We start from the raw sequence: 18,624 nt of genomic DNA on the forward strand, positions 1-18,624 counted from the left end.
CAGCTGAGGGAGTGGTCATGAGCGAGCACGTCTACCGGGTGACCGAGATCGTCGGGTCCTCGACCGAGTCCATCGACGCGGCCATCCGCAACGGGGTCGAGCGGGCGTCCCGGACGCTGCGCAACCTCGACTGGTTCGAGGTGACGCAGGTCCGGGGCCACCTCGCGGACGGCCGGATCCAGCACTACCAGGTCGGCCTGAAGATCGGCTTCCGGCTGGACGACGAGGCCTGACCCGCCGCCGCCCGCATCGCCGCGACGGCGGACGACAGCGCTACCCGCGCTCCGGCAGCACCAGCGGGACGCCGGTGCGCGGGTGCGGCAGCACCTCCACCGGGTGGCCGTACACCTCGCTCAGCAGCGGCGCCCGCAACACCTCGGCCACCGGCCCGTCCGCGACGGTGGCGCCGGCCGCCATGAGCACCACCCGGTCCGCGTAGGCGGCCGCCAGCGAGAGGTCGTGCAGCACCACCACCACGGCGTCGCCGGCGGCGGCGCGCGCCCGGGCGACCCGCAGCACCAGCTCCTGGTGGCGCAGGTCGAGGGCGGCGGTGGGCTCGTCCAGGAGCAGCAGCGGGGCCCGCTGGGCCAGCACCCGGGCGAGCGCGACCCGGGCCCGTTCGCCGCCGGAGAGCGCGGTGAACGGGCGGCCGGCGAAGGCGGCGGACTCGGTGGCGGCCATCGCCTCGGCGACCACCGCGCCGTCCTCGGCGGCGGCCGGGGTGCCGGCCCAGGGGGCGCGGCCCATCCGGACCACCTCGCCCGCCAGGAACGGGAAGGACAGCTCCGCGGACTGCGGCAGCAGCGCCCGGTGCAGGGCGAGCTCGGCGGCCCCGTAGCCGGCCGGCGGGCGGCCGTGCAGCCGGACCTCGCCGGCGGTCGGCGGGACGTCGCCGGCCAGGACGGAGAGCAGGGTGGACTTCCCGGCGCCGTTCGGCCCGAGCAGCGCCAGAACCTCGCCGGCCCGGACCCGCACCGAGGCGCCGGCCAGCGGCTCGCGTCCGCCGACGGCCAGCCGGACCGCCTCGGCGGTGAGCAGTTCGGCCCCCGGCAGCGGCCGTTCGGGCACCTCGCGGCGGGTGCGCATCCTCATGCCCAGCCTCCCTGCTTGGTCCTGGTGCGGCGCAGCAGCCAGAAGAAGAACGGGCTGCCGATCAGGGCGGTGAGCACCCCGAGCGGGAGTTCGGCGGGTTGGGCGAGGGTCCGGGCGGCGAGGTCGCCGGCGACCAGGACGAGCGCCCCGCCGAGGGTCGAGGCGGGCAGCAGGAAGCGGTGGCCGGGGCCGGCGGCCATCCGCAGCAGGTGCGGGACGACCAGCCCGACGAAGCCGATGATGCCGCTGACCGCGACGGCTGCGGCGGTGAGCAGCGCGACGACGGTGATCAGCACCAGCCGCATCCGCTCGACGTCCACGCCGAGGTGGCGGGCCGGGCGCTCGCCGAGGGCCAGCAGGTCCAGCCGACGGGCGTAGAGCGGGGCGGCCGCGAGCCCGGCGGCGGCGAACGGCAGGACGGCGAGCACCTTGCCCCAGGTGGCCTGGGCGAGCGAGCCGAGCTGCCAGAAGGTGACCTGGCTGATCGCGGCGGAGTCGGCGGTGAACAGGAAGATGCCGATCAGCGCGCCGCAGAAGGCGTTGACGGCGACCCCGGTGAGGATCAGCGTCACCACCTCGGTGCGGCCGCCGGCGCGGGACATCGCGTAGACCGCGAAGACCGTCAGCAGGCCGGTGGCGAAGGCGGAGACGGTCACCGTCCAGCTGCCGAGGGCGTCCAGGCCGAGCACGATGCAGCCGACGGCGCCGACCGCGCCGCCGGAGGAGACGCCGATCACGGCGGGTTCGGCCAGCGGGTTGCCGAACACGCCCTGCATCAGCGCGCCCGCACAGCCGAGCGAGCCGCCGACCAGCAGGGCCAGCACCACCCGGGGCAGCCGGACGTTCCAGAGCACGGATTCGGGGACGCGGTCCAGGGCGTGCCCGCCGAGGCCGAGCCGGTGGGCGCCGGAGGCGAGGATGTCGCCGAGCGGGATGCGGTAGGCGCCGAGGCCGGCCGCGAGTAGGGCGCAGAGCAGCAGGGCGGCCGCCAGCCCGGCGGTGAGCAGCGCGGTGCGGCTGCGGACGGCGGGCAGCGGGCGGCCCTTCTGCCGGACGGCGGTGCTCACCGGGCGGCCGCCGGGTGGAGCTGCCCGGCGATCTCGCGTAGGACCTGCGGGGTGCGCGGGCCGTAGCTGAGCAGTCGGCCGTCCGGCACGGAGACGATCCGCCGGTCGAGACCGGCCGGGGTCTGTGCGACGCCGGGCAGCTTGAGCAGGCCGTCGACGCCGCCGACCGACTCCAGGCCCTTGCTCATCACCAGGATCGCGTCGGGGGCGGCCTTGACCAGGGCCTCGCTGGTGAGCGGGGTGAAGTCGCCGGTGAGCCCGGCGGCGGTGCCGGCATCCTCGCCGCCGACCGCCTCGATCAGTGAGCCGGCGCCGGACTCCGGGCCGCCGAGCAGGTAGACGGAGGCGCTGCCGCGCAGGTAGAGGAAGGCGACCTTGGGGCGGTCTCCGGGAGCGGTGACGGCGGCCTTCGCCTCGGCGATCCGCTGCTCGGTGCGCTCCTTCAACCGCCGGCCGGCGTCCGGGACTCCGAGCGCCGCGGCGACGGTGTCGATCCGGGGGCCGACGTCGGCGAGCCGCTTGGCGTCGTCCAGGACGAGCAGCGGGACGCCGGCCGCGCGGATCTGGGCGACGGCCTCGGCCGGGCCGGTGGAGCGGTCGGCGAGGACGACGGTGGGGCGCAGCGAGAGCACGCCCTCGGCGGAGACGTCGTGGGCCTGGGTGATCACGGGCAGGGCGGCGGCCTGCTGGAAGGTGGTGGAGACGTCCCGGGCGACCACCTTGGGGCCGAGGCCGAGGCTGAACACGATCTCGGCGAGGCTGCCGTTGAGCGGGACGATCCGCTCGGCGCTGGCCACGGTGACCTGGCGGCCGTCGGCGGAGGCCGTGGTGGCCGGCAGGTGCGGGGCCGGCTCGCCGGGCAGCGGCTCGACGGTGTCGGGGGCCTTCGCGGTGCCGGCTCCCGCGGCCACGCCGGCGGGGCCGGCGGCCGGTCCGCAGGCGGTCGGTGTGAGCAGCAGGCCGAGGGCGAGCAGGAGGAGCGCGGGCCCGCGGGCCACCCGGTCTCGGATCATTCGGCTGCTCAACACTCTTCCCTTCGGCGGGAGTTGTCGCCGCCCGGCGGGCCGGTGGCGCGTACGGGCGACGGGACTCTTGACTCATATATTAGGTTAGCCTTACCTGAGTTTCGCAAGGGGGTCGGCGTCGCACCGGCCCCTTCCCCTGTCGCGCCGAGGAGTGATCCGCCGTGCCTCTGCCCAGACGGTTCCGTCGCCTGGCCGCCACCCTGGTGGCCGCCCTCGCCGCCCTGCTGACGGCGGCGCTGCCGCCGGCCGGGGCGGTGGCGGCGGAGGGCCGGGTCGCCGGCGGGCGGCTGGACTGGGGGATCCGGCAGTCCTTCCTCGCGTACGTCACCGGCCCCGTCGCCAAGGGCGGTTGGAGCCTGAGCGGCGGCGCCGCGACGGTCGGCGGGAACACCTTCCGGTTCCACTCGGCCGACGGCGCCTACGACCCGGCGACCGGCGCGCTGACCGCCGGGTTCTCCGGCGGGGTCCGGTTCACCGGGCACCGGGAGAACGGGGCCGACGCCCTCGACCTGAGCATCGCCCGGCTCACCTTCCGGGCCGCCCCGGGCGGGGCGGCCGGGCTGTATGCGGACGTCAGCAGCAAGTCGCGGGAGACCGGCCTGGTCGCCCGCACGAGCCAGGCCAAGCTGGCCGACCTCTCGCTGGCCGGTGTCGACCTGCGGGGCGCCACGGGGGCGCTGACGCTCACCGGGGTGCCCGCCACCCTGACCGACGCCGGGGCCCGGGCCTTCGGCGGCTTCTACCCGGCCGGCACGGCCCTGGACCCGGTCGGCCTCTCCGTCAACCTCCCGGCCGCGCCGCCGAGTCCGCGCCCGGCCGGCACCGCCTCGGGGCCGGCCGCCGAGCCGGCCGCCACCGCTCCTCCCGCCACCTCCTCCGCCTCCCCCTCCGCTGCGCCGGTGCCCGATCCGACCGCCGCCCCCGGCGCCCCCGAACGGACGGCCTTCTCGGCCGGCGCGCTCGACTGGGGCGTGCGCAGGACCTTCCGCGACTACGTCACCGGCGCCGTAGCCCAAGGCCGTTGGGAGCTCGGCGGCGGTGCGGCGGACGGCGGCGCGTTCTTCCGCTGGACCCCGGCCGAGGGCCGCTACGAGCCCGCCACCGGCGCGCTCACCGCCGCCTTCACCGGTACCGTCCGCTTCACCGGCATGCGCACGGGCGACGCCTACGGACTCGACCTCACCCTGGCCCGTCCGGCGGTGGAGGTCGCCGACGGCCGGGGCCGGCTGCTCGCCGACGTCTCCGGCCGTACGCCGGACGGCAGCACCCAGCAGCTGACCCGTGTCGAGCTGGCCGTCTTCGACGCGGCCGGCCTGAAGCCCGAGGGCGCTCTGCTCAAGGCCGCCGAGCTGCCGCTGAGGCTCACCGAGGCGGGCTCCAGGGCCTTTTGCGGGCTCTACCCGCCGGGCACCGAGATGGACCCGCTGAGCTTCGCCGTCGCCCTCGGACCGGGCGCCGCGCTCCCCCCGCTGCCCGACCTCGGCAGCGCCCCGCCCGCCGCGCCGAGCCCGACCGCCACGGCGGTGCCCACGGCGACGCCCGCAGCCGCTGCCTCCTCCCCGGACGGCCTCCCCGCCGCGGCGGTGGCCGGCGCCGTGCTGGCGGCCGCCCTGGCCGCGGCCGGCGGCGGCGTGCTCGCCCGCCGCCGGCGGCTCCGGGCCGCCCCGGCCGACCGGGGCGCCGCCGCGGCCGACCCCTCCGACGCCACCCCCGCCGATCCGGCCTGACGTCGGCCCTTCCCCCCGCTCACCGAAACGGAGTACTGCCATGTCCCGCAGCACCGCCCTGCCCGCAGGCCGCCGCAGCCGCACCCGGCCGGCCGTCCTCGCGGCCGCCACCGCGGCCGTCACCGCCGGCCTCGGTCTGACCGCCTTCGGCGCCCCCGCACTGGCGTTCGGCGCGGGCGGGCCCGGCAGTGTCGACTACGCCACCGGTGCGCTGGACTGGGGGGTCAAGGCCAGCTTCCGCAGCTACGTCACCGGGCCGGTCGGCCAGGGCGCGGTGGAGCTCAGCGGCGGCGCGACCGCCAACGCCGACGGCAGCTACCACTTCGCGCTGGCGAACGCGCGCTACGACCTGACCACCCACGCCCTCACCGCCGCGTTCACCGGGGGCGTCCGGTTCACCGCCCACCACGGCGCGCTGGACGTGGCGCTGAGCGACCTGAAGCTCACCACCTCGGGCACGACCGGCACGCTCACCGCCGACACCGCCTCCAAGGAGTCGGTCGGCGCCGCCGAGACCACCCGGCGGGACGACGTACCGCTGGTGACGTTCGCCGTCGGGCGGGACACCACGACGGGCGTGCCGACCGCGGCCAAGCTCACCGAGCAGGGGGTGAAGGCCTTCGCGGGCTTCTACCCGGCGGGTACGGAGATGGATCCGCTGGCGCTGCTGCTGCAGCAGCGCCCGGCCGAACCGTCGCCGACCGCCCCGGCCACGGGCTCGCCGTCGGCGAGCGCGTCCGCGAGCACGTCCGCCGGCGCGTCGACGTCCGCGACCGCGAGCCCGACTGCGTCGCAGTCCCCGAGCGCCACCGCCTCGCCGACGGCGACCGCCACGTCCACCGCCACGGGTTCGCCGTCCGCGAGCCCGACCGCGTCCCCGACCGGGACGCAGTCCCCGGGCGCCACCGGCTCGCCGTCCGCGTCCACGCCCCCGCCGGCCGCCGGCACGCCCGCCCCGACCGGGACCGGACGGCTCGCCGTCGTGAACGGCACCCTCGACTGGTCGGTGAAGGAGAGCTTCCGCAGCTACCTGGCGAAGCCGATGACCGGCGGCAAGGTGGAGTTCGGCGGCGGCGCGGCCGACTACCGCTTCGGCGGCGCCGCCGGCAGCTACGACACCGTCAACCACGCGGTGGCGGCCGGCTTCGGCGGCTCGGTCCGCTTCCTCGGCCACCCCGAGGCCGGCGGCGGGTACCAGCTGGACACCACGCTCTCCAAGCTCGGCCTGACCGTCGACCGGGACGGCGCCTACCTGACCGCCGACGTCCGCGCCAAGTCGCGCGACGGCAAGCCCGACGTCGCGCTGACTACGGCCAGGATCGCGAAGCTGGACCTCTCCCGGGCGAACCCGGCCCCGGTCGGCGGCGTGGTGACGCTCTCCGGCGTCCCGGCCACCCTGACGGCCGAGGGGGTGCCCGTGTTCGGCAGCTACCCGGCGGGTGAGGCGCTCGACCCGGTCACCGTCTCGCTGGCCTTCGACCGCGGCGCCGAGCTGCCGGCCGCCCCCGCGGGCGGCTCCGCGGCCGGCGGCGCCGTCAGGACCGGAACCGGTACGGGCACCGGTGTGGTCGCCGGCGCCTCGCTGACCACCGGCGGCAGCGCCGGCCTCGGCGGCGGCGTGCTGGCCTCGACCGGCTCGTCCACCCCGGTGGTGCCGCTGGCCGCGACGGCGGCCGGGCTGCTGCTGGCCGGCGGCGGCGCCACGGTGCTGGTCCGCCGCCGGAGCCCGCAGTCCTGACCCGGCAGCGGAACGGGCCGGGCCCCGGCGAGCAACCGCTCGCCGGGGCCCGGCCCTTGGAGGAATCGTTTCTGCACTCGGCAAGATCGGCCGGACAGGGCCTATGCGCTCAGCGGGTAGCGCGCTTCCAGGGCGCGGAAGACCGCGCCGTTGAGGGCGAAGGCGCGCTTGCACTCCTCGACCACCCGGCGGCGTCCGACCTCGTCGAGGGCGACGCCGGCCGCGTCCAGCTTGGCCCGGTACTCGCGCTTGAGGGCGGCCGGGTTGGCGACCTCCTCGAAGACGTAGAACCGGACGCCGTCGCCCTTGCGCTCGAAGCCCCAGGTCCGCTCCGCGATCCCGCGGACGATCTGGCCGCCCGAGAGGTCGCCCAGGTAGCGGGTGTAGTGGTGCGCCACGTATCCGGCGGGCCACTCGGCCGCCAGCTCCGCCACCCGGTCCGCGTAGGCGGAGGTGGCCGGCAGCGGCGACAGCCCGGTGCGCCAGTCGGGCCCGCGCAGGTGCGCCAGGTCGCGCTCGATGGCGGCCGTGCGCAGCAGTGCCCGGTCGATGAACGGCCCGGCCACCGGGTGCCCGGCGAGCGCGTCGGCCTGCTCCTCCAGGGCGCGGTAGACGTACCAGAGCTGGCCCGTGAGGTCGGCGTAGGCGTCGATCCCGAGCTGCCCGCCGAGCAGGCGGCTCATGAACGGCGACTGCTCCGCGGCCGCGTGCTCCTCGCTGCTGGCGGTGCGGAGCACGGTCGAGAACGGGACGGCTTGCTCGGGCGCGGGCATGCGGCCTCCAGGGATCGAATCGGCCTCGAATTATGGTTAGCCTAACCTAAGTCGGCTGGATGCCGACAGGGTGTCGGCAAACCGGCCCGGCCCCGGGAACGGCGAAGGCCGGGGCCGCGGACTGCTCCGCGAACCCCGGCCTCCGACTGCCTCGACCTACCTCGAACGGCCCTGGGCGAACGAGATCGGCACGACGGCTCAGTGACCGCCCTGCTCCGCCAGGCGCTTGATCGACGCGGTGACCTCGGCCTCGGCCTCGGCGCGGCCGACCCAGTTGGCACCCTCGACGGACTTGCCGGGCTCCAGGTCCTTGTAGACCTCGAAGAAGTGCTGGATCTCCAGGCGGTCGAACTCCGACACGTGGTGGATGTCCCGCAGGTGCTCCCAGCGCGGGTCGGTCGCCGGGACGCAGAGCAGCTTGTCGTCGCCGCCAGCCTCGTCCGTCATCTGGAACATGCCGATCGCGCGGCACTTGATCAGGCAGCCGGGGAAGGTCGGCTCGTCCAGGATGACCAGCGCGTCCAGCGGGTCGCCGTCCTCGCCGAGCGTGCCCTCGACGTAGCCGTAGTCGGCCGGGTAGCGAGTCGAGGTGAAGAGCATCCGGTCGAGCCGCAGACGGCCGGTCTCGTGGTCGACCTCGTACTTGTTACGAGAGCCCTTCGGGATTTCGATAAGGACGTCGAACTCCAACGGTTCCTCCAAGGTAGGGACTGACAGAATCCAAGTGTCTCCTACGGGAGTGAGTGCTCAGGAAAGGGGCCGGTCGGTGGGTGCAGGGGTCGGGGCGGGTCGCCGCCGCAGGGGGACGGCCGCGGGGCTGTTCGGGGTGGCGTTGCTGGTCGCCGGTACGGTCCTGACCTCGGGTGGTGGCGCGTACGCGCAGCCCTCGCCGTCGCCCGGCGGGCACAGCGCCGGCCACGACGAGGACGACGACCGGGACGGCAAGCCCGGCGACAACAACGACAACAAGGGGGGCAACGGCAAGGGCAAGGGGCGCACGGGCGCGACCGAGACGCCCCGCCCGACCGGGACGCCCTCCGCCACCCGGGCCCCCTCGGCCGGTTCCTCCGCCCCGGCCTCCTCCGCGGCCTCCCCGGGCGCCGCGCGCCCGGCGCCCGGCGCCGGGGCCGTCCTGGCGCTGGCCGAGGCCGGCCCGGGCGCGGGCCTGCCGACCGCCAAGGGGCTCCAGCAGGCGCTCGCCGCCGCGCTGGGCGACAAGAACCTCGGCACCGTCAGCTTCGCCGTCGCCGACGCCGCCGGCGGCCAACCTCTCTACGGCTCGGGCGAGAACACCCCGGCGACGCCCGCCTCCACCACCAAGCTGGCGACCTCGATCGCCGCGCTCTCGCTGATCCCGGCCGACACCCGGCTGACCACCCGGGTCGTCAAGGGCGCGGGTCCCGGCGAGATCACCCTGGTGGGTGGCGGTGACCCGACCCTCACCACGCTGCCCGCCGACCAGGTGCAGATCGGCGGCCTGCCCGCCGACGCCGACACCGCCCCCGCCTCGCTGGACGCGCTCGCCCGGCAGACCGCGGCGGCGCTCAAGGCCGCCGGCACCACCGCGGTGAAGCTCGACTACGACCTCTCGCTCTACTCCGGGAACCCCCAGCACAAGAACCACGACGCGGAGAACATCGCGCTGGTCACCCCGCTGATGGTGGACGAGGGCAGGGTCGACCCGAAGAGCCGGGAGGACGCCCCGCCCCGCGTCGCCGACCCGGCCGGGCAGGCCGCCGAGGCCTTCGCCGCGCTGCTGAAGGCCCAGGGCATCACCGTCGAGGGCAAGGCCAAGCCCGCCGCCGCCCCGGCGGCGGCCACCGCGCCCGTCCTCGGCCGGGTGGACTCGCCGACCGTCGCCCGGCTGGTCGAGCGGCTGCTGACCACCTCGGACAACACCCTCGCCGAGGCGATCGCCCGTCAGGCCGCGCTCGCCGCCCACCAGCCGGCCAGCTTCGAGGGCGCGGCCACCGCCGTCACCCAGGAGCTCGCCAAGCTCGGCGTGCCGATGACCGGCGTGCTGCTCAACGACGGCAGCGGGCTGCACCCGGGCAACGCGATCCCGCCGGCCGTCCTGGTCCGCCTGCTGGCGCTGGCCGCCTCCGAGCAGCACCCGGCGCTGCGCCCGGTGCTCACCGGCCTGCCGATCGCCGGGTTCACCGGCACCCTCGGCAAGCGGTACGGCTCGGGCTCGGGCGCGGTCGACGCGGCCGGCCTGGTCCGGGCCAAGACCGGCAGCCTCAACGGCGTCAACACCCTGGCCGGCACGGTGGTGGACAGCGAGGGCCGGCTGCTGGTGTTCGCCGTGATGACGAAGACCACCGCCCCCGCCGACACCGCCCGCGCCGCCATGGACCGCGTGGTGGCCCGGATCGCCGCCTGCGGCTGCCACTGACGGCACTGACGGCTTGTCGCGCCGTCAGTGCCCCGCCGGCCCGCGCAGCGGCCTTCGGAGGCCCCGGGCCCGGCCCGGTTCGCGGGCCGTTGTCACGGGTGGCTCCCCTCGATGGGTCCGAGCACGTACGGTGAGGGCATGACGAGCGCGAGCGGTGGTGCCGACATGGTCGACTGGAATCTCGCAGTCGCGACCGCGACCAGGCTGGTGCGGCCGGGGCCGGAGGTGAGCCGCGCCGAAGCGGCGGCGGTGGTCGCGGAGCTGCGCCGGCACGCCCTGGAGGCCGAGGAGCACGTCCGGGAGTTCACCGGCATGCGCTCCAGCAGCCTCGCCGAGGCCGCGGCGACCCCGGTCCTGATCGTGGACCGCCCCGGCTGGGTGCGGGCCAACGTGGCGGGGTTCCGCACCGTAGTCCAGCCGCTGGTGGAGAAGCTGCAGGCCCGCCGGGCCAACAGCGCCACCGCCGGCGTCCTGGGCGCGGTGGGGGAGAAGGCCACCGGCATCGAGGTGGGTGCGCTGCTGGCCTTCCTGTCCACCAAGGTGCTCGGCCAGTACGAGACCTTCGCCCCGGCCGAGCCCTCGCTGGAGGCGCCGGACAGCCCGGCCGCGCTCTTCGACAAGCCCCGGCTCGGCCCCGAGGGGCCCGGCCCCGGCCGGCTGCTGCTGGTGGCGCCGAACATCGTGCACGTCGAGCGCGAGCTGGACGTCGACCCGGCCGACTTCCGGCTCTGGGTCTGCCTGCACGAGGAGACCCACCGCACCCAGTTCACCGCGGTGCCCTGGCTGCGCGACCACATCCAGTCCGAGGTGCAGTCCTTCCTCGCCGAGACGGACGTCGACCCGGGCGCCCTGCTGGACCGGCTGCGGGACGCGGCCGGCTCGCTCGGCGGCGGCCTGCCCGGCGTCGGCGGCCGCGGTGAGTCCGGGCAGGCCTCGACCGGCCTGCTGGAGATCGTCCAGTCGCCCGCCCAGCGCGAGATCCTGGGCCGGCTGACGGCCGTGATGTCGCTGCTGGAGGGCCATGCGGACGTGGTGATGGACGGCGTCGGCCCGGCGGTGGTGCCGAGCGTGGCGGAGATCCGGGAGAAGTTCCAGCAGCGCCGGGACCGCGGCGCCAACCGGCTCGACCTGGTGCTGCGCCGGCTGCTCGGCATGGACGCCAAGCTCCGCCAGTACCAGGACGGCGCGGTCTTCGTCCGCGGGGTGGTGGAGCGGGTCGGCATGGAGGGCTTCAACCGGGTCTGGACGTCGCCGAACACGCTGCCGACCAAGGAGGAGATCCACGACCCCGCCGCCTGGGTCGCCCGCGTGGGCAGGTGACCCGCTCGGGCGGGGAGCTCCGCCCGCCCGGGGCGGGGTGATCCGCCCGCTCGGATCCGGGTGACCCGCCCGGCCGGGTCGGGTCCTGCCCGTCCACCGGTCGGCAGCGGTCAATCCCGTTCGTACGAGTGGTCCAGTCGTGCAGATGGCGGGTGAAGATACGTTTCTCCATTCACCCGAACGTGGGACGGTGGTCGTACCGGTGGCGCGGGTGGCGTAGCGGGTGCCTCCTTTCTGCCACCATCTGTGAGCGCCCGGTAACACGGTGCTCACAGATGCGCGGTCCCCGCCGCGCCCACCGCCGTCCCGTCCCCTCCGCCAAGGAGCCGTCCGCCGTGGGCCCACACCCCGCAGTCGCCGCGATACGCCTGGCCGTACGCCGCACGCTCACCGACCTCGCCGCCGAGGCCGGCACCACCTTCACCGCGCCCGTGCGCGAGCCCCGCGAGCGCCCGAGCGGGGCACCGCTGGTCGGCGCCGCCGCCGGCACCACCCTGATCGGCAACGCCCACCGCCACCCCTCCGGGCTCCCGCGCACCCCGGCCGCACCCGGCTCGCCGCTGGTCCTGGTCGCCGTCAGCGGCGGTGCGGACTCCATGGCGCTGGCCATCGCGGCCGCCTTCGAGGCCCCCAAGATCGGCCTGCGGATCGGCGCCGTCACCGTCGACCACGGGCTCCAGGACGGCTCCGCGGACCGCGCCGCCCAGGTGGCCGAGCGGCTCCGCTCGCTCGGGCTCGACCCGGTCGAGGCGATCCCGGTCCGGGTCGGCCGGGCGGGCGGTCCCGAGGCCGCCGCGCGGGACGCCCGCTACGCGGCGCTTGACGAGGCCGCCGAGCGCCACGGTGCGCTCGCCGTGCTGCTCGGCCACACCCGGGACGACCAGGCCGAGACGGTGCTGCTGGGCCTGGCCCGCGGCTCCGGTGCCCGCTCGCTGGCCGGCATGCCGGCCCAGAAGGGCCGCTACCGGCGTCCTCTGCTGGAGCTGGACCGGGCCGCCACCCGGCAGGCCTGCTCCGCCCAGGCGATCCCGGTCTGGGACGACCCGCACAACTGCGACCCGGCCTACACCCGCTCCCGGGTGCGCCACGAGGTGCTGCCGGTGCTGGAGAAGCACCTCGGCGGCGGCGTCGTGGAGGCGCTGGCCCGCACCGCCCGGCTGTTCCGCGACGACGCCGACGCGCTGGACCAGTGGGCCTCGCTCGCCGAGCGCGACCTCCGGACGGGCGAAGGCACCCTGGACGCCGTGAAACTCGCCGAACTGCCCCCCGCGGTGCGCCGCCGGGTGCTGCGCCGGGCCGCGCTGCGGGCGGGCTGTCCGGCCGGGGACCTCTTCGCGCGCCACCTCGAAACGATCGACCTGCTGGTCACCGGATGGCGCGGCCAGGGGCCGCTGCACCTACCCGGGGGCGTCGAAGCCACCCGCAGGTGTGGCACGCTGGTCTTTCGGCGGCAGGGCGACTGACGGGCAGGCATGCCCGGGGGCGTCGGCCGCCGGCCATCCAGACCCCGAACGTTTGAGGACGTATCCCCGGTGGACCAGAACGACATGGGCGCTGACCTCGCGAAGGTGCTCATCAGCAAGGACGAGATCGACGCCAAGCTCCTGGAGCTGGCCGAGCGCATCGACCGGGACTACGCAGGCAAGGACCTGCTGATCGTCGGCGTCCTCAAGGGGGCCGTGATGGTCATGGCCGACCTCGCCCGTGCCCTGCACTCGCAGGTGACCATGGACTGGATGGCCGTCTCGTCGTACGGGATGGGCACCAAGTCCTCCGGTGTCGTCCGGATCCTCAAGGACCTGGACACCGACATCGCCGGCCGTGACGTCCTGATCGTCGAGGACATCATCGACTCCGGCCTGACGCTCTCCTGGCTGCTCGGCAACCTGGGCTCGCGCGGACCGGCCTCGCTGGAGGTCTGCACCCTGCTGCGCAAGCCGGACGCGGCCAAGGTCGAGATCGACGTCAAGTACGTCGGGTTCGACATCCCCAACGAGTTCGTGGTCGGCTACGGCCTCGACTACGCGGAGAAGCTTCGCAACCTCCCCTTCATCGGGACCCTCGCGCCGCACGTCTACGGCGGCTGAGGCACGGTCCGCGAGCCCCGTTCGGGCTACGGGCGGGAACAGTACGCCGTTCCCGCCCGTTGCATCGGGGGGAAATGGAAACACGTCGTGCCGCTGTGCTCCCGCCACTGGCGGGCTGGACTGCGGTACGGTCCAATAAACCGCTCTTCACATGAGCACAGACCGGATGCGCCGGTGGCCAAAGCCCCGCGGCGCCGTTGAGTGGCAGGAGGGACGGGGCGGCAACGCCCCGCATGGATGGACGTCAAGCGATACTTCCGTGCGCCGATCATGTGGATCGTGCTGGCCGTCCTCGCCGTCATCGTGCTGATGCAGGTCGTTTCGGACTCGAACGGCTACAAGACGGTGGACACCGGGCAGGTCGTCGCGGCGATCGACGCCAAGCAGGTCAAGTCGGCGCAGATCACCACTGGTGACTCGAACACGATCAAGATCCAGCTGAAGGACGGCGCCAAGCTGTCCGACGCCGGTACGGGCAAGACCCCGTCCGGCAGTAAGTTCCAGGCCTCGTACATCGGCGACCAGGGTGTCGGGATCGCCGACAAGCTGCAGGCGCAGATCAACGACAACGACCAGAACACGCTTCCCGAGGGCTACACCATCAGCCCCGAGAAGCAGAGCACCTTCGTCAGCCTGCTGCTGTCGATGCTGCCCATCGTGATCATCGTCCTGGTCTTCCTGTTCCTGATGAACCAGATGCAGGGCGGCGGCTCGCGCGTCATGCAGTTCGGCAAGTCCAAGGCCAAGCTGCTCACCAAGGACACCCCGAAGACCACCTTCGCGGACGTCGCCGGTGCGGACGAGGCGGTCGAGGAGCTCCACGAGATCAAGGAGTTCCTCCAGGAGCCGGCGAAGTTCCAGGCCGTCGGCGCCAAGATCCCCAAGGGCGTGCTGCTCTACGGCCCGCCCGGTACCGGCAAGACCCTGCTGGCGCGCGCCGTCGCGGGCGAGGCCGGGGTGCCGTTCTACTCGATCTCCGGCTCGGACTTCGTCGAGATGTTCGTCGGTGTCGGCGCCAGCCGCGTCCGCGACCTCTTCGAGCAGGCCAAGGCGAACGCCCCGGCGATCGTCTTCGTCGACGAGATCGACGCCGTCGGCCGGCACCGCGGTGCGGGCCTCGGCGGTGGCCACGACGAGCGTGAGCAGACCCTCAACCAGCTGCTGGTCGAGATGGACGGCTTCGACGTCAAGGGCGGCGTGATCCTGATCGCCGCGACCAACCGCCCCGACATCCTGGACCCGGCGCTGCTGCGCCCGGGCCGCTTCGACCGTCAGATCGCGGTCGAGCGCCCCGACCTCCAGGGCCGGCTGGACATCCTCAAGGTGCACCAGAAGGGCAAGCCGATCGCGCCGGACGTCGACCTCTCGGCCGTCGCCAAGCGCACCCCGGGCTTCACCGGTGCGGACCTGTCGAACGTCCTCAACGAGGCCGCTCTGCTGACCGCCCGCTCGGACAAGAAGCTGATCGACAACGGCATCCTGGACGAGGCGATCGACCGCGTCGTGGCCGGTCCGCAGAAGCGCACGCGGATCATGTCCGACAAGGAGAAGAAGATCACCGCGTACCACGAGGGCGGCCACGCCCTGGTGGCGGCGGCGTGCCCGAACAGCGACCCGGTGCACAAGATCACCATCCTGTCCCGCGGCCGGGCCCTCGGCTACACCATGGTGCTGCCGGACGAGGACAAGTACTCCACCACCCGCAACGAGATGCTCGACCAGCTGGCCTACATGCTGGGCGGCCGCGCTGCGGAGGAGCTGGTCTTCCACGACCCGACCACGGGCGCCTCGAACGACATCGAGAAGGCCACCGCCACCGCGCGGGCCATGGTCACCCAGTACGGCATGACCGAGCGCCTGGGTGCGATCAAGTTCGGCAGCGACAACTCGGAGCCCTTCCTGGGCCGCGAGATGGGCCACCAGCGCGACTACTCGGAAGAGGTCGCCGGGCTGGTCGACGAAGAGGTCAAGAAGCTCATCGAGAACGCGCACAACGAGGCCTGGGAGATCCTGGTCGAGAACCGTGACGTGCTCGACAACCTGGTCCTGGAGCTCCTGGAGAAGGAGACCCTCAACAAGGAGCAGATCGCCGAGATCTTCGCCCCGATCGTCAAGCGCCCGGCCCGGCCGGCCTGGACGGGTTCCGCCCGCCGGACGCCGTCCACCCGCCCGCCGGTCCAGTCGCCGAAGGAGCTGGCGCTGACCAACGGCGCCTCGACCGCCGCCACCGACGCCGCCCAGGTCGACGTGGTGAAGCTCCCGCCGCTCCCGACGGAGCCGCCCACGGAGGGCTGACCGGCCCGCCGTACGGAACGGAATGGATGCCGCGTCACCGGGGTTTGTACCCTGGAGGCGCGGCATCCGTGCTGTTCAGCCCACGTAGTCCCACGAGTAAGCGAGGCCCGCATGATCGACCCGGTGACGCTCGACGGTCCGCCCGCCGTCGGGATCTTCGACCAGAAGCGGGCCGAGAACGCCATCCGCGAGCTGCTGCTCGCCGTGGGGGAGGACCCGGACCGCGAGGGCCTGCTGGAGACGCCCGCCCGGGTCGCGCGGGCGTACAAGGAGATATTCGCGGGCCTCTGGCAGGAGCCGGAGGACGTCCTCACCACCACCTTCGACCTCGGTCACGACGAGATGGTGCTGGTCAAGGACATCGAGCTGACGTCCGTCTGCGAGCACCACCTGGTGCCCTTCCGCGGTGTCGCGCACGTCGGCTACATCCCGTCCACCAGCGGGAAGATCACCGGCCTGTCCAAGCTGGCCCGGCTGGTCGACGTCTACGCCCGGCGCCCGCAGGTCCAGGAGCGGCTGACCAGCCAGGTCGCGGACGCGCTGATGCGGATCCTGGAGCCGCGCGGGGCGATCGTCGTGGTCGAGTGCGAGCACATGTGCATGTCGATGCGGGGCATCCGCAAGCCGGGCGCCAAGACCATCACGTCCTGCGTGCGCGGCCAGCTGCGCGACCCGGCCACCCGGGCCGAGGCGATGAGCCTCATCATCGGGCGCTGAGGCGCTGAGGCGCTGAGGCGCTGAGGCGCTGGGGCGCTGGGGCGCCCGGGCTTCGGGGCCGCCGGGGCCCTGCCGGACGGGGCGCCGGGCGGCTGCGCTGCTCGGCGCCCGGCCGCTCAGAGCAGCTCGCGCTCGGCGTGCGGCGGGGCCGGGGTGCCCAGGGCGTTGCGGCGTTCGGGCATCCGCAGCTTCACCATCCGCCGCCAGCCGAAGGCCCGGTCGTACAGGTAGAGCGCGTGGACGCCGACCGTGACCACCGTCAGCTGCCAGCGCGGCCACCGGAGGATCCGGGCCATCCGGGAGGTCACCGCGAGGCCGACGTCCCGGTGGGTGCGGATCTCGCCGCGGGCGCTGGTCTCCAGGATGTGCCGGATGTACGGGCCGTGGCCCTCGGCGGTGAAGCGGAGCAGCTCCTCGTGGCAGTAGGCGAGGTGGTTGTCCTCGTCGGCGGAGATCATCCGCATCGCCCGGCCGAGGTCCGGGTTGTCGCCGTAGACCTTGACCAGCTGGCGCATCTGCTCGGCCGCGCGCTGCTCGGTGACCCGGCTGTGCGCCAGATAGGTGATGATCTCGCGCTCGGTCAGCGGCACCTCGCTGTTGAGCCGTTCGTGGGAGAGGCCGACGCCCTGGCGCTCCAGCAGCATGCAGTAGTCGGCCTCGGCGGGGACCGCCACCTTGGGCAGGGCGCGCTTGTGGAGCAGCTGGGTGAAGATCCGGCCGTGCTTGCGCTCGTCGGCGCCGTGCCGGGCGATCTTGGGGGCGAGCACCGGGTCCCGGGTGAGCGCGGTGATCCGCTCGTTCTCCCAGCCGCCCTGGTCCTCGCCGCCGGCCGCGATGCTGCAGAACAGCTGGTAGGCCTCGTCGTTCCGGTAGATCTCGTCGAAGAGCGATCGAGTGCTGAGCATGGGGCCTCCTGCTCGGTCCGGGGCGGTGCGGCCGTTCGGCCGCGGCCGCGATACGTTCCCCCCGGTGTGCCGGCGGCCCGCCGACCGGCCGGTAATCACCCGCCCGGCGGCCCGGCCGGCCGTCGCGCCGCCGCTCAGTTCCAGGTGAGCCGGGCGCTCATCCACTCCAGGGCGGCGGGCAGCTCTCGCACCCAGCTGTCGAAATTGTGGCCCCCGTCGTCCAGGTACAGCGACTCGACCTTGAACTGCGGGTTGGTCGCGGCCACCTTCTCGGCGAGGTCGACGAACTTCACCGTGTCGGGGTAGTCGGTCTCCTTGCGGGTGCTGATCACCATCAGCGAGAGGTTCGGCGCCGGGAGGTTCTGCAGCCGCCAGGAGAGGTCGCTCTGGTCGGCCAGCGCCCGGTCGCCGCCGAAGAGGCTGTCGCCGGTGAACTGGTCCTCGACCACCTTGAAGTCGCCGTGCATGCCCGTCCCGTTGCCGAAGACGTCGGGGAAGCGCATCGCCAGCCGCAGGGCGCAGCTGCCGCCGGTGGAGTAGCCGAGCACGCCCCAGGAGGAGGCGGAGCGGCTGGTCCGGTAGGTCGCGCGCAGCGCGTCGGGGACGTCCTTGGCGAACCAGGTCTCGGTGCGCGGCCCGCCTGGGACGTCCACGCACTCGGTGTTGCGCGGCGAGACGACGGCCGGGCGGGCCATCACGATGATCGAGGGCGTCAGCTTCCCGGCCTTGCGAAGCTCCCAGGCGGTCTGCGGCAGGGCCAGCTCCTTCACCAGGTGCTGGGTGGTGCCGGGGTAGCCGGAGAGGGCCAGCAACACGGGGAAGCGGACCATGGAGAGCTTCGGGTCGAAGTACTCCGGGGGCAGGTAGACGAACATCTGGTCGGAGAGGCCGGTCTCCTTCCCGGTGACCCGGACCGATTCGATCTTGCCGACCTCCTCCGGGGGGCCCTTCGGCAGGTCGGTGATGGTCTCCAGGCCGCCCTCGTCGGTCGGCTGGATCGGCGCGTCGGAGACCGGGGTGCCGCCGTGGTGGTTCTCGTTGCTGGTGAGGGCCAGCTTGGCGCCGCCGGGGCTGAACAGGTCGTCCCAAGAGGTGTAGAAGCCGAAGGAGTTGTTGACCGACAGCGCGAGCACGGCCAGCACCGAGACCTGGGTCACCGTCAGGAGTCCGATCCGGCCGAGCACCGGTAGGGGGCGTTGGCGGGCCAGCCGCGGCCAGAGCCAGAGCGTCGCGAGCAGGGCCGCCGCCCCGAGTGCGAGCAGCGAGTTCACCAGCGCGTCGCTGGTCAGTTCCATGCCGTCGGCCTTCCGGTGGGACACTGTCGGTGCAGGCTTCATCGTCTGGCGGTCCGTCAGCCGCGGCCATCGCGGCTAGGCTGTCCGGGCGCCGGGGCGGGGCGGGAGGGCGGGGAGGAGTCGGCGCAACCGGCGCCCTAGAATGCGGCGTCCACCGTACGTACCGCGTACGCAGGGGCTCGTCGCGC

Annotated in this window: 16 protein-coding genes; 9 read left to right on the top strand and 7 right to left on the bottom strand. The window is 74.2% G+C overall.

What is annotated here, in order from left to right; all coding sequences use genetic code 11:
- The first annotated feature begins 17 nt into the window (after window positions 1-17).
- Window positions 18-233: a dodecin gene (locus ACIPSC_RS15725; RefSeq protein ID WP_400826153.1), complete on the top strand. Its 216-nt coding sequence runs from the start codon at window positions 18-20 to the stop codon at window positions 231-233.
- A gap of 40 nt (window positions 234-273) precedes the next feature.
- Here ACIPSC_RS15725 and ACIPSC_RS15730 read toward each other — a convergent pair whose 3' ends face one another.
- From ACIPSC_RS15730 to ACIPSC_RS15740, 3 genes are read right to left on the bottom strand one after another with little or no spacing between them, the layout of a single operon-like run.
- On the bottom strand, window positions 274-1,092 hold the full coding sequence (locus ACIPSC_RS15730) for a heme ABC transporter ATP-binding protein (protein ID WP_400826155.1): 819 nt from the start codon (window positions 1,090-1,092) through the stop codon (window positions 274-276).
- Entirely contained in the window at window positions 1,089-2,159 is a 1,071-nt protein-coding gene (locus ACIPSC_RS15735; RefSeq protein WP_400826157.1) for a FecCD family ABC transporter permease, read from the bottom strand. Before ACIPSC_RS15735 ends, ACIPSC_RS15730 begins: the two co-directional genes overlap by 4 nt.
- Window positions 2,156-3,172, bottom strand: a complete 1,017-nt coding sequence (locus tag ACIPSC_RS15740; protein ID WP_400826159.1) for a hemin ABC transporter substrate-binding protein — start codon at window positions 3,170-3,172, stop codon at window positions 2,156-2,158. The genes ACIPSC_RS15735 and ACIPSC_RS15740 overlap by 4 nt, the downstream gene beginning before the upstream one ends.
- A 173-nt stretch (window positions 3,173-3,345) precedes the next feature.
- Between ACIPSC_RS15740 and ACIPSC_RS15745 the strand changes: the two genes are divergently transcribed.
- Window positions 3,346-4,911, top strand: a complete 1,566-nt coding sequence (locus ACIPSC_RS15745; protein ID WP_400826160.1) for an HtaA domain-containing protein — start codon at window positions 3,346-3,348, stop codon at window positions 4,909-4,911.
- A gap of 40 nt (window positions 4,912-4,951) precedes the next feature.
- Complete coding sequence (locus ACIPSC_RS15750) at window positions 4,952-6,649, top strand: HtaA domain-containing protein (RefSeq protein WP_400826162.1); 1,698 nt, start codon at window positions 4,952-4,954, stop codon at window positions 6,647-6,649.
- A 101-nt stretch (window positions 6,650-6,750) separates the two neighbouring features.
- Here the strand turns inward: ACIPSC_RS15750 and ACIPSC_RS15755 are convergent, their stop codons facing one another.
- Entirely contained in the window at window positions 6,751-7,422 is a 672-nt protein-coding gene (locus ACIPSC_RS15755; RefSeq protein ID WP_400826163.1) for a heme oxygenase (biliverdin-producing), read from the bottom strand.
- Between the two features lie 198 nt (window positions 7,423-7,620).
- Window positions 7,621-8,112, bottom strand: coding sequence for an inorganic diphosphatase (locus tag ACIPSC_RS15760; protein ID WP_030244505.1), 492 nt, complete (start codon window positions 8,110-8,112; stop codon window positions 7,621-7,623).
- A gap of 76 nt (window positions 8,113-8,188) precedes the next feature.
- Between ACIPSC_RS15760 and dacB the strand changes: the two genes are divergently transcribed.
- The 6 genes from dacB to folE all read left to right on the top strand — a co-directional run bounded on the left by dacB (window position 8,189) and on the right by folE (window position 16,236).
- The gene (gene dacB, locus ACIPSC_RS15765) at window positions 8,189-9,817 is read left to right on the top strand and encodes a D-alanyl-D-alanine carboxypeptidase/D-alanyl-D-alanine-endopeptidase (protein WP_400826164.1); all 1,629 of its coding nucleotides are present in this window, start codon (window positions 8,189-8,191) and stop codon (window positions 9,815-9,817) included.
- Window positions 9,818-9,955: 138 nt separating this feature from the next.
- The gene (locus tag ACIPSC_RS15770; RefSeq protein WP_400826165.1) at window positions 9,956-11,137 is read left to right on the top strand and encodes a zinc-dependent metalloprotease; all 1,182 of its coding nucleotides are present in this window, start codon (window positions 9,956-9,958) and stop codon (window positions 11,135-11,137) included.
- 335 nt (window positions 11,138-11,472) lie between these two features.
- Window positions 11,473-12,600 (top strand): tRNA lysidine(34) synthetase TilS, encoded by a 1,128-nt coding sequence (gene tilS, locus ACIPSC_RS15775; protein ID WP_400826167.1) that lies wholly within the window; start codon window positions 11,473-11,475, stop codon window positions 12,598-12,600.
- 69 nt (window positions 12,601-12,669) lie between these two features.
- Window positions 12,670-13,224, top strand: coding sequence for a hypoxanthine phosphoribosyltransferase (gene hpt / locus ACIPSC_RS15780; protein WP_030059589.1), 555 nt, complete (start codon window positions 12,670-12,672; stop codon window positions 13,222-13,224).
- Between the two features lie 237 nt (window positions 13,225-13,461).
- Window positions 13,462-15,519, top strand: a complete 2,058-nt coding sequence (ftsH, locus tag ACIPSC_RS15785; RefSeq protein ID WP_400826168.1) for an ATP-dependent zinc metalloprotease FtsH — start codon at window positions 13,462-13,464, stop codon at window positions 15,517-15,519.
- A 111-nt stretch (window positions 15,520-15,630) separates the two neighbouring features.
- On the top strand, window positions 15,631-16,236 hold the full coding sequence (gene folE, locus ACIPSC_RS15790; RefSeq protein ID WP_218204572.1) for a GTP cyclohydrolase I FolE: 606 nt from the start codon (window positions 15,631-15,633) through the stop codon (window positions 16,234-16,236).
- A 116-nt stretch (window positions 16,237-16,352) separates the two neighbouring features.
- Here folE and ACIPSC_RS15795 read toward each other — a convergent pair whose 3' ends face one another.
- Window positions 16,353-17,141 (bottom strand): ferritin-like domain-containing protein, encoded by a 789-nt coding sequence (locus tag ACIPSC_RS15795; RefSeq protein WP_400826170.1) that lies wholly within the window; start codon window positions 17,139-17,141, stop codon window positions 16,353-16,355.
- A 134-nt stretch (window positions 17,142-17,275) separates the two neighbouring features.
- Entirely contained in the window at window positions 17,276-18,436 is a 1,161-nt protein-coding gene (locus ACIPSC_RS15800; protein WP_400826172.1) for an alpha/beta hydrolase, read from the bottom strand.
- Window positions 18,437-18,624 lie beyond the last annotated feature (188 nt).

Source organism: Kitasatospora sp. NPDC090091, from assembly GCF_044747365.1.
In the GTDB taxonomy this organism is placed as follows: Bacteria; Actinomycetota; Actinomycetes; order Streptomycetales; family Streptomycetaceae; genus Kitasatospora.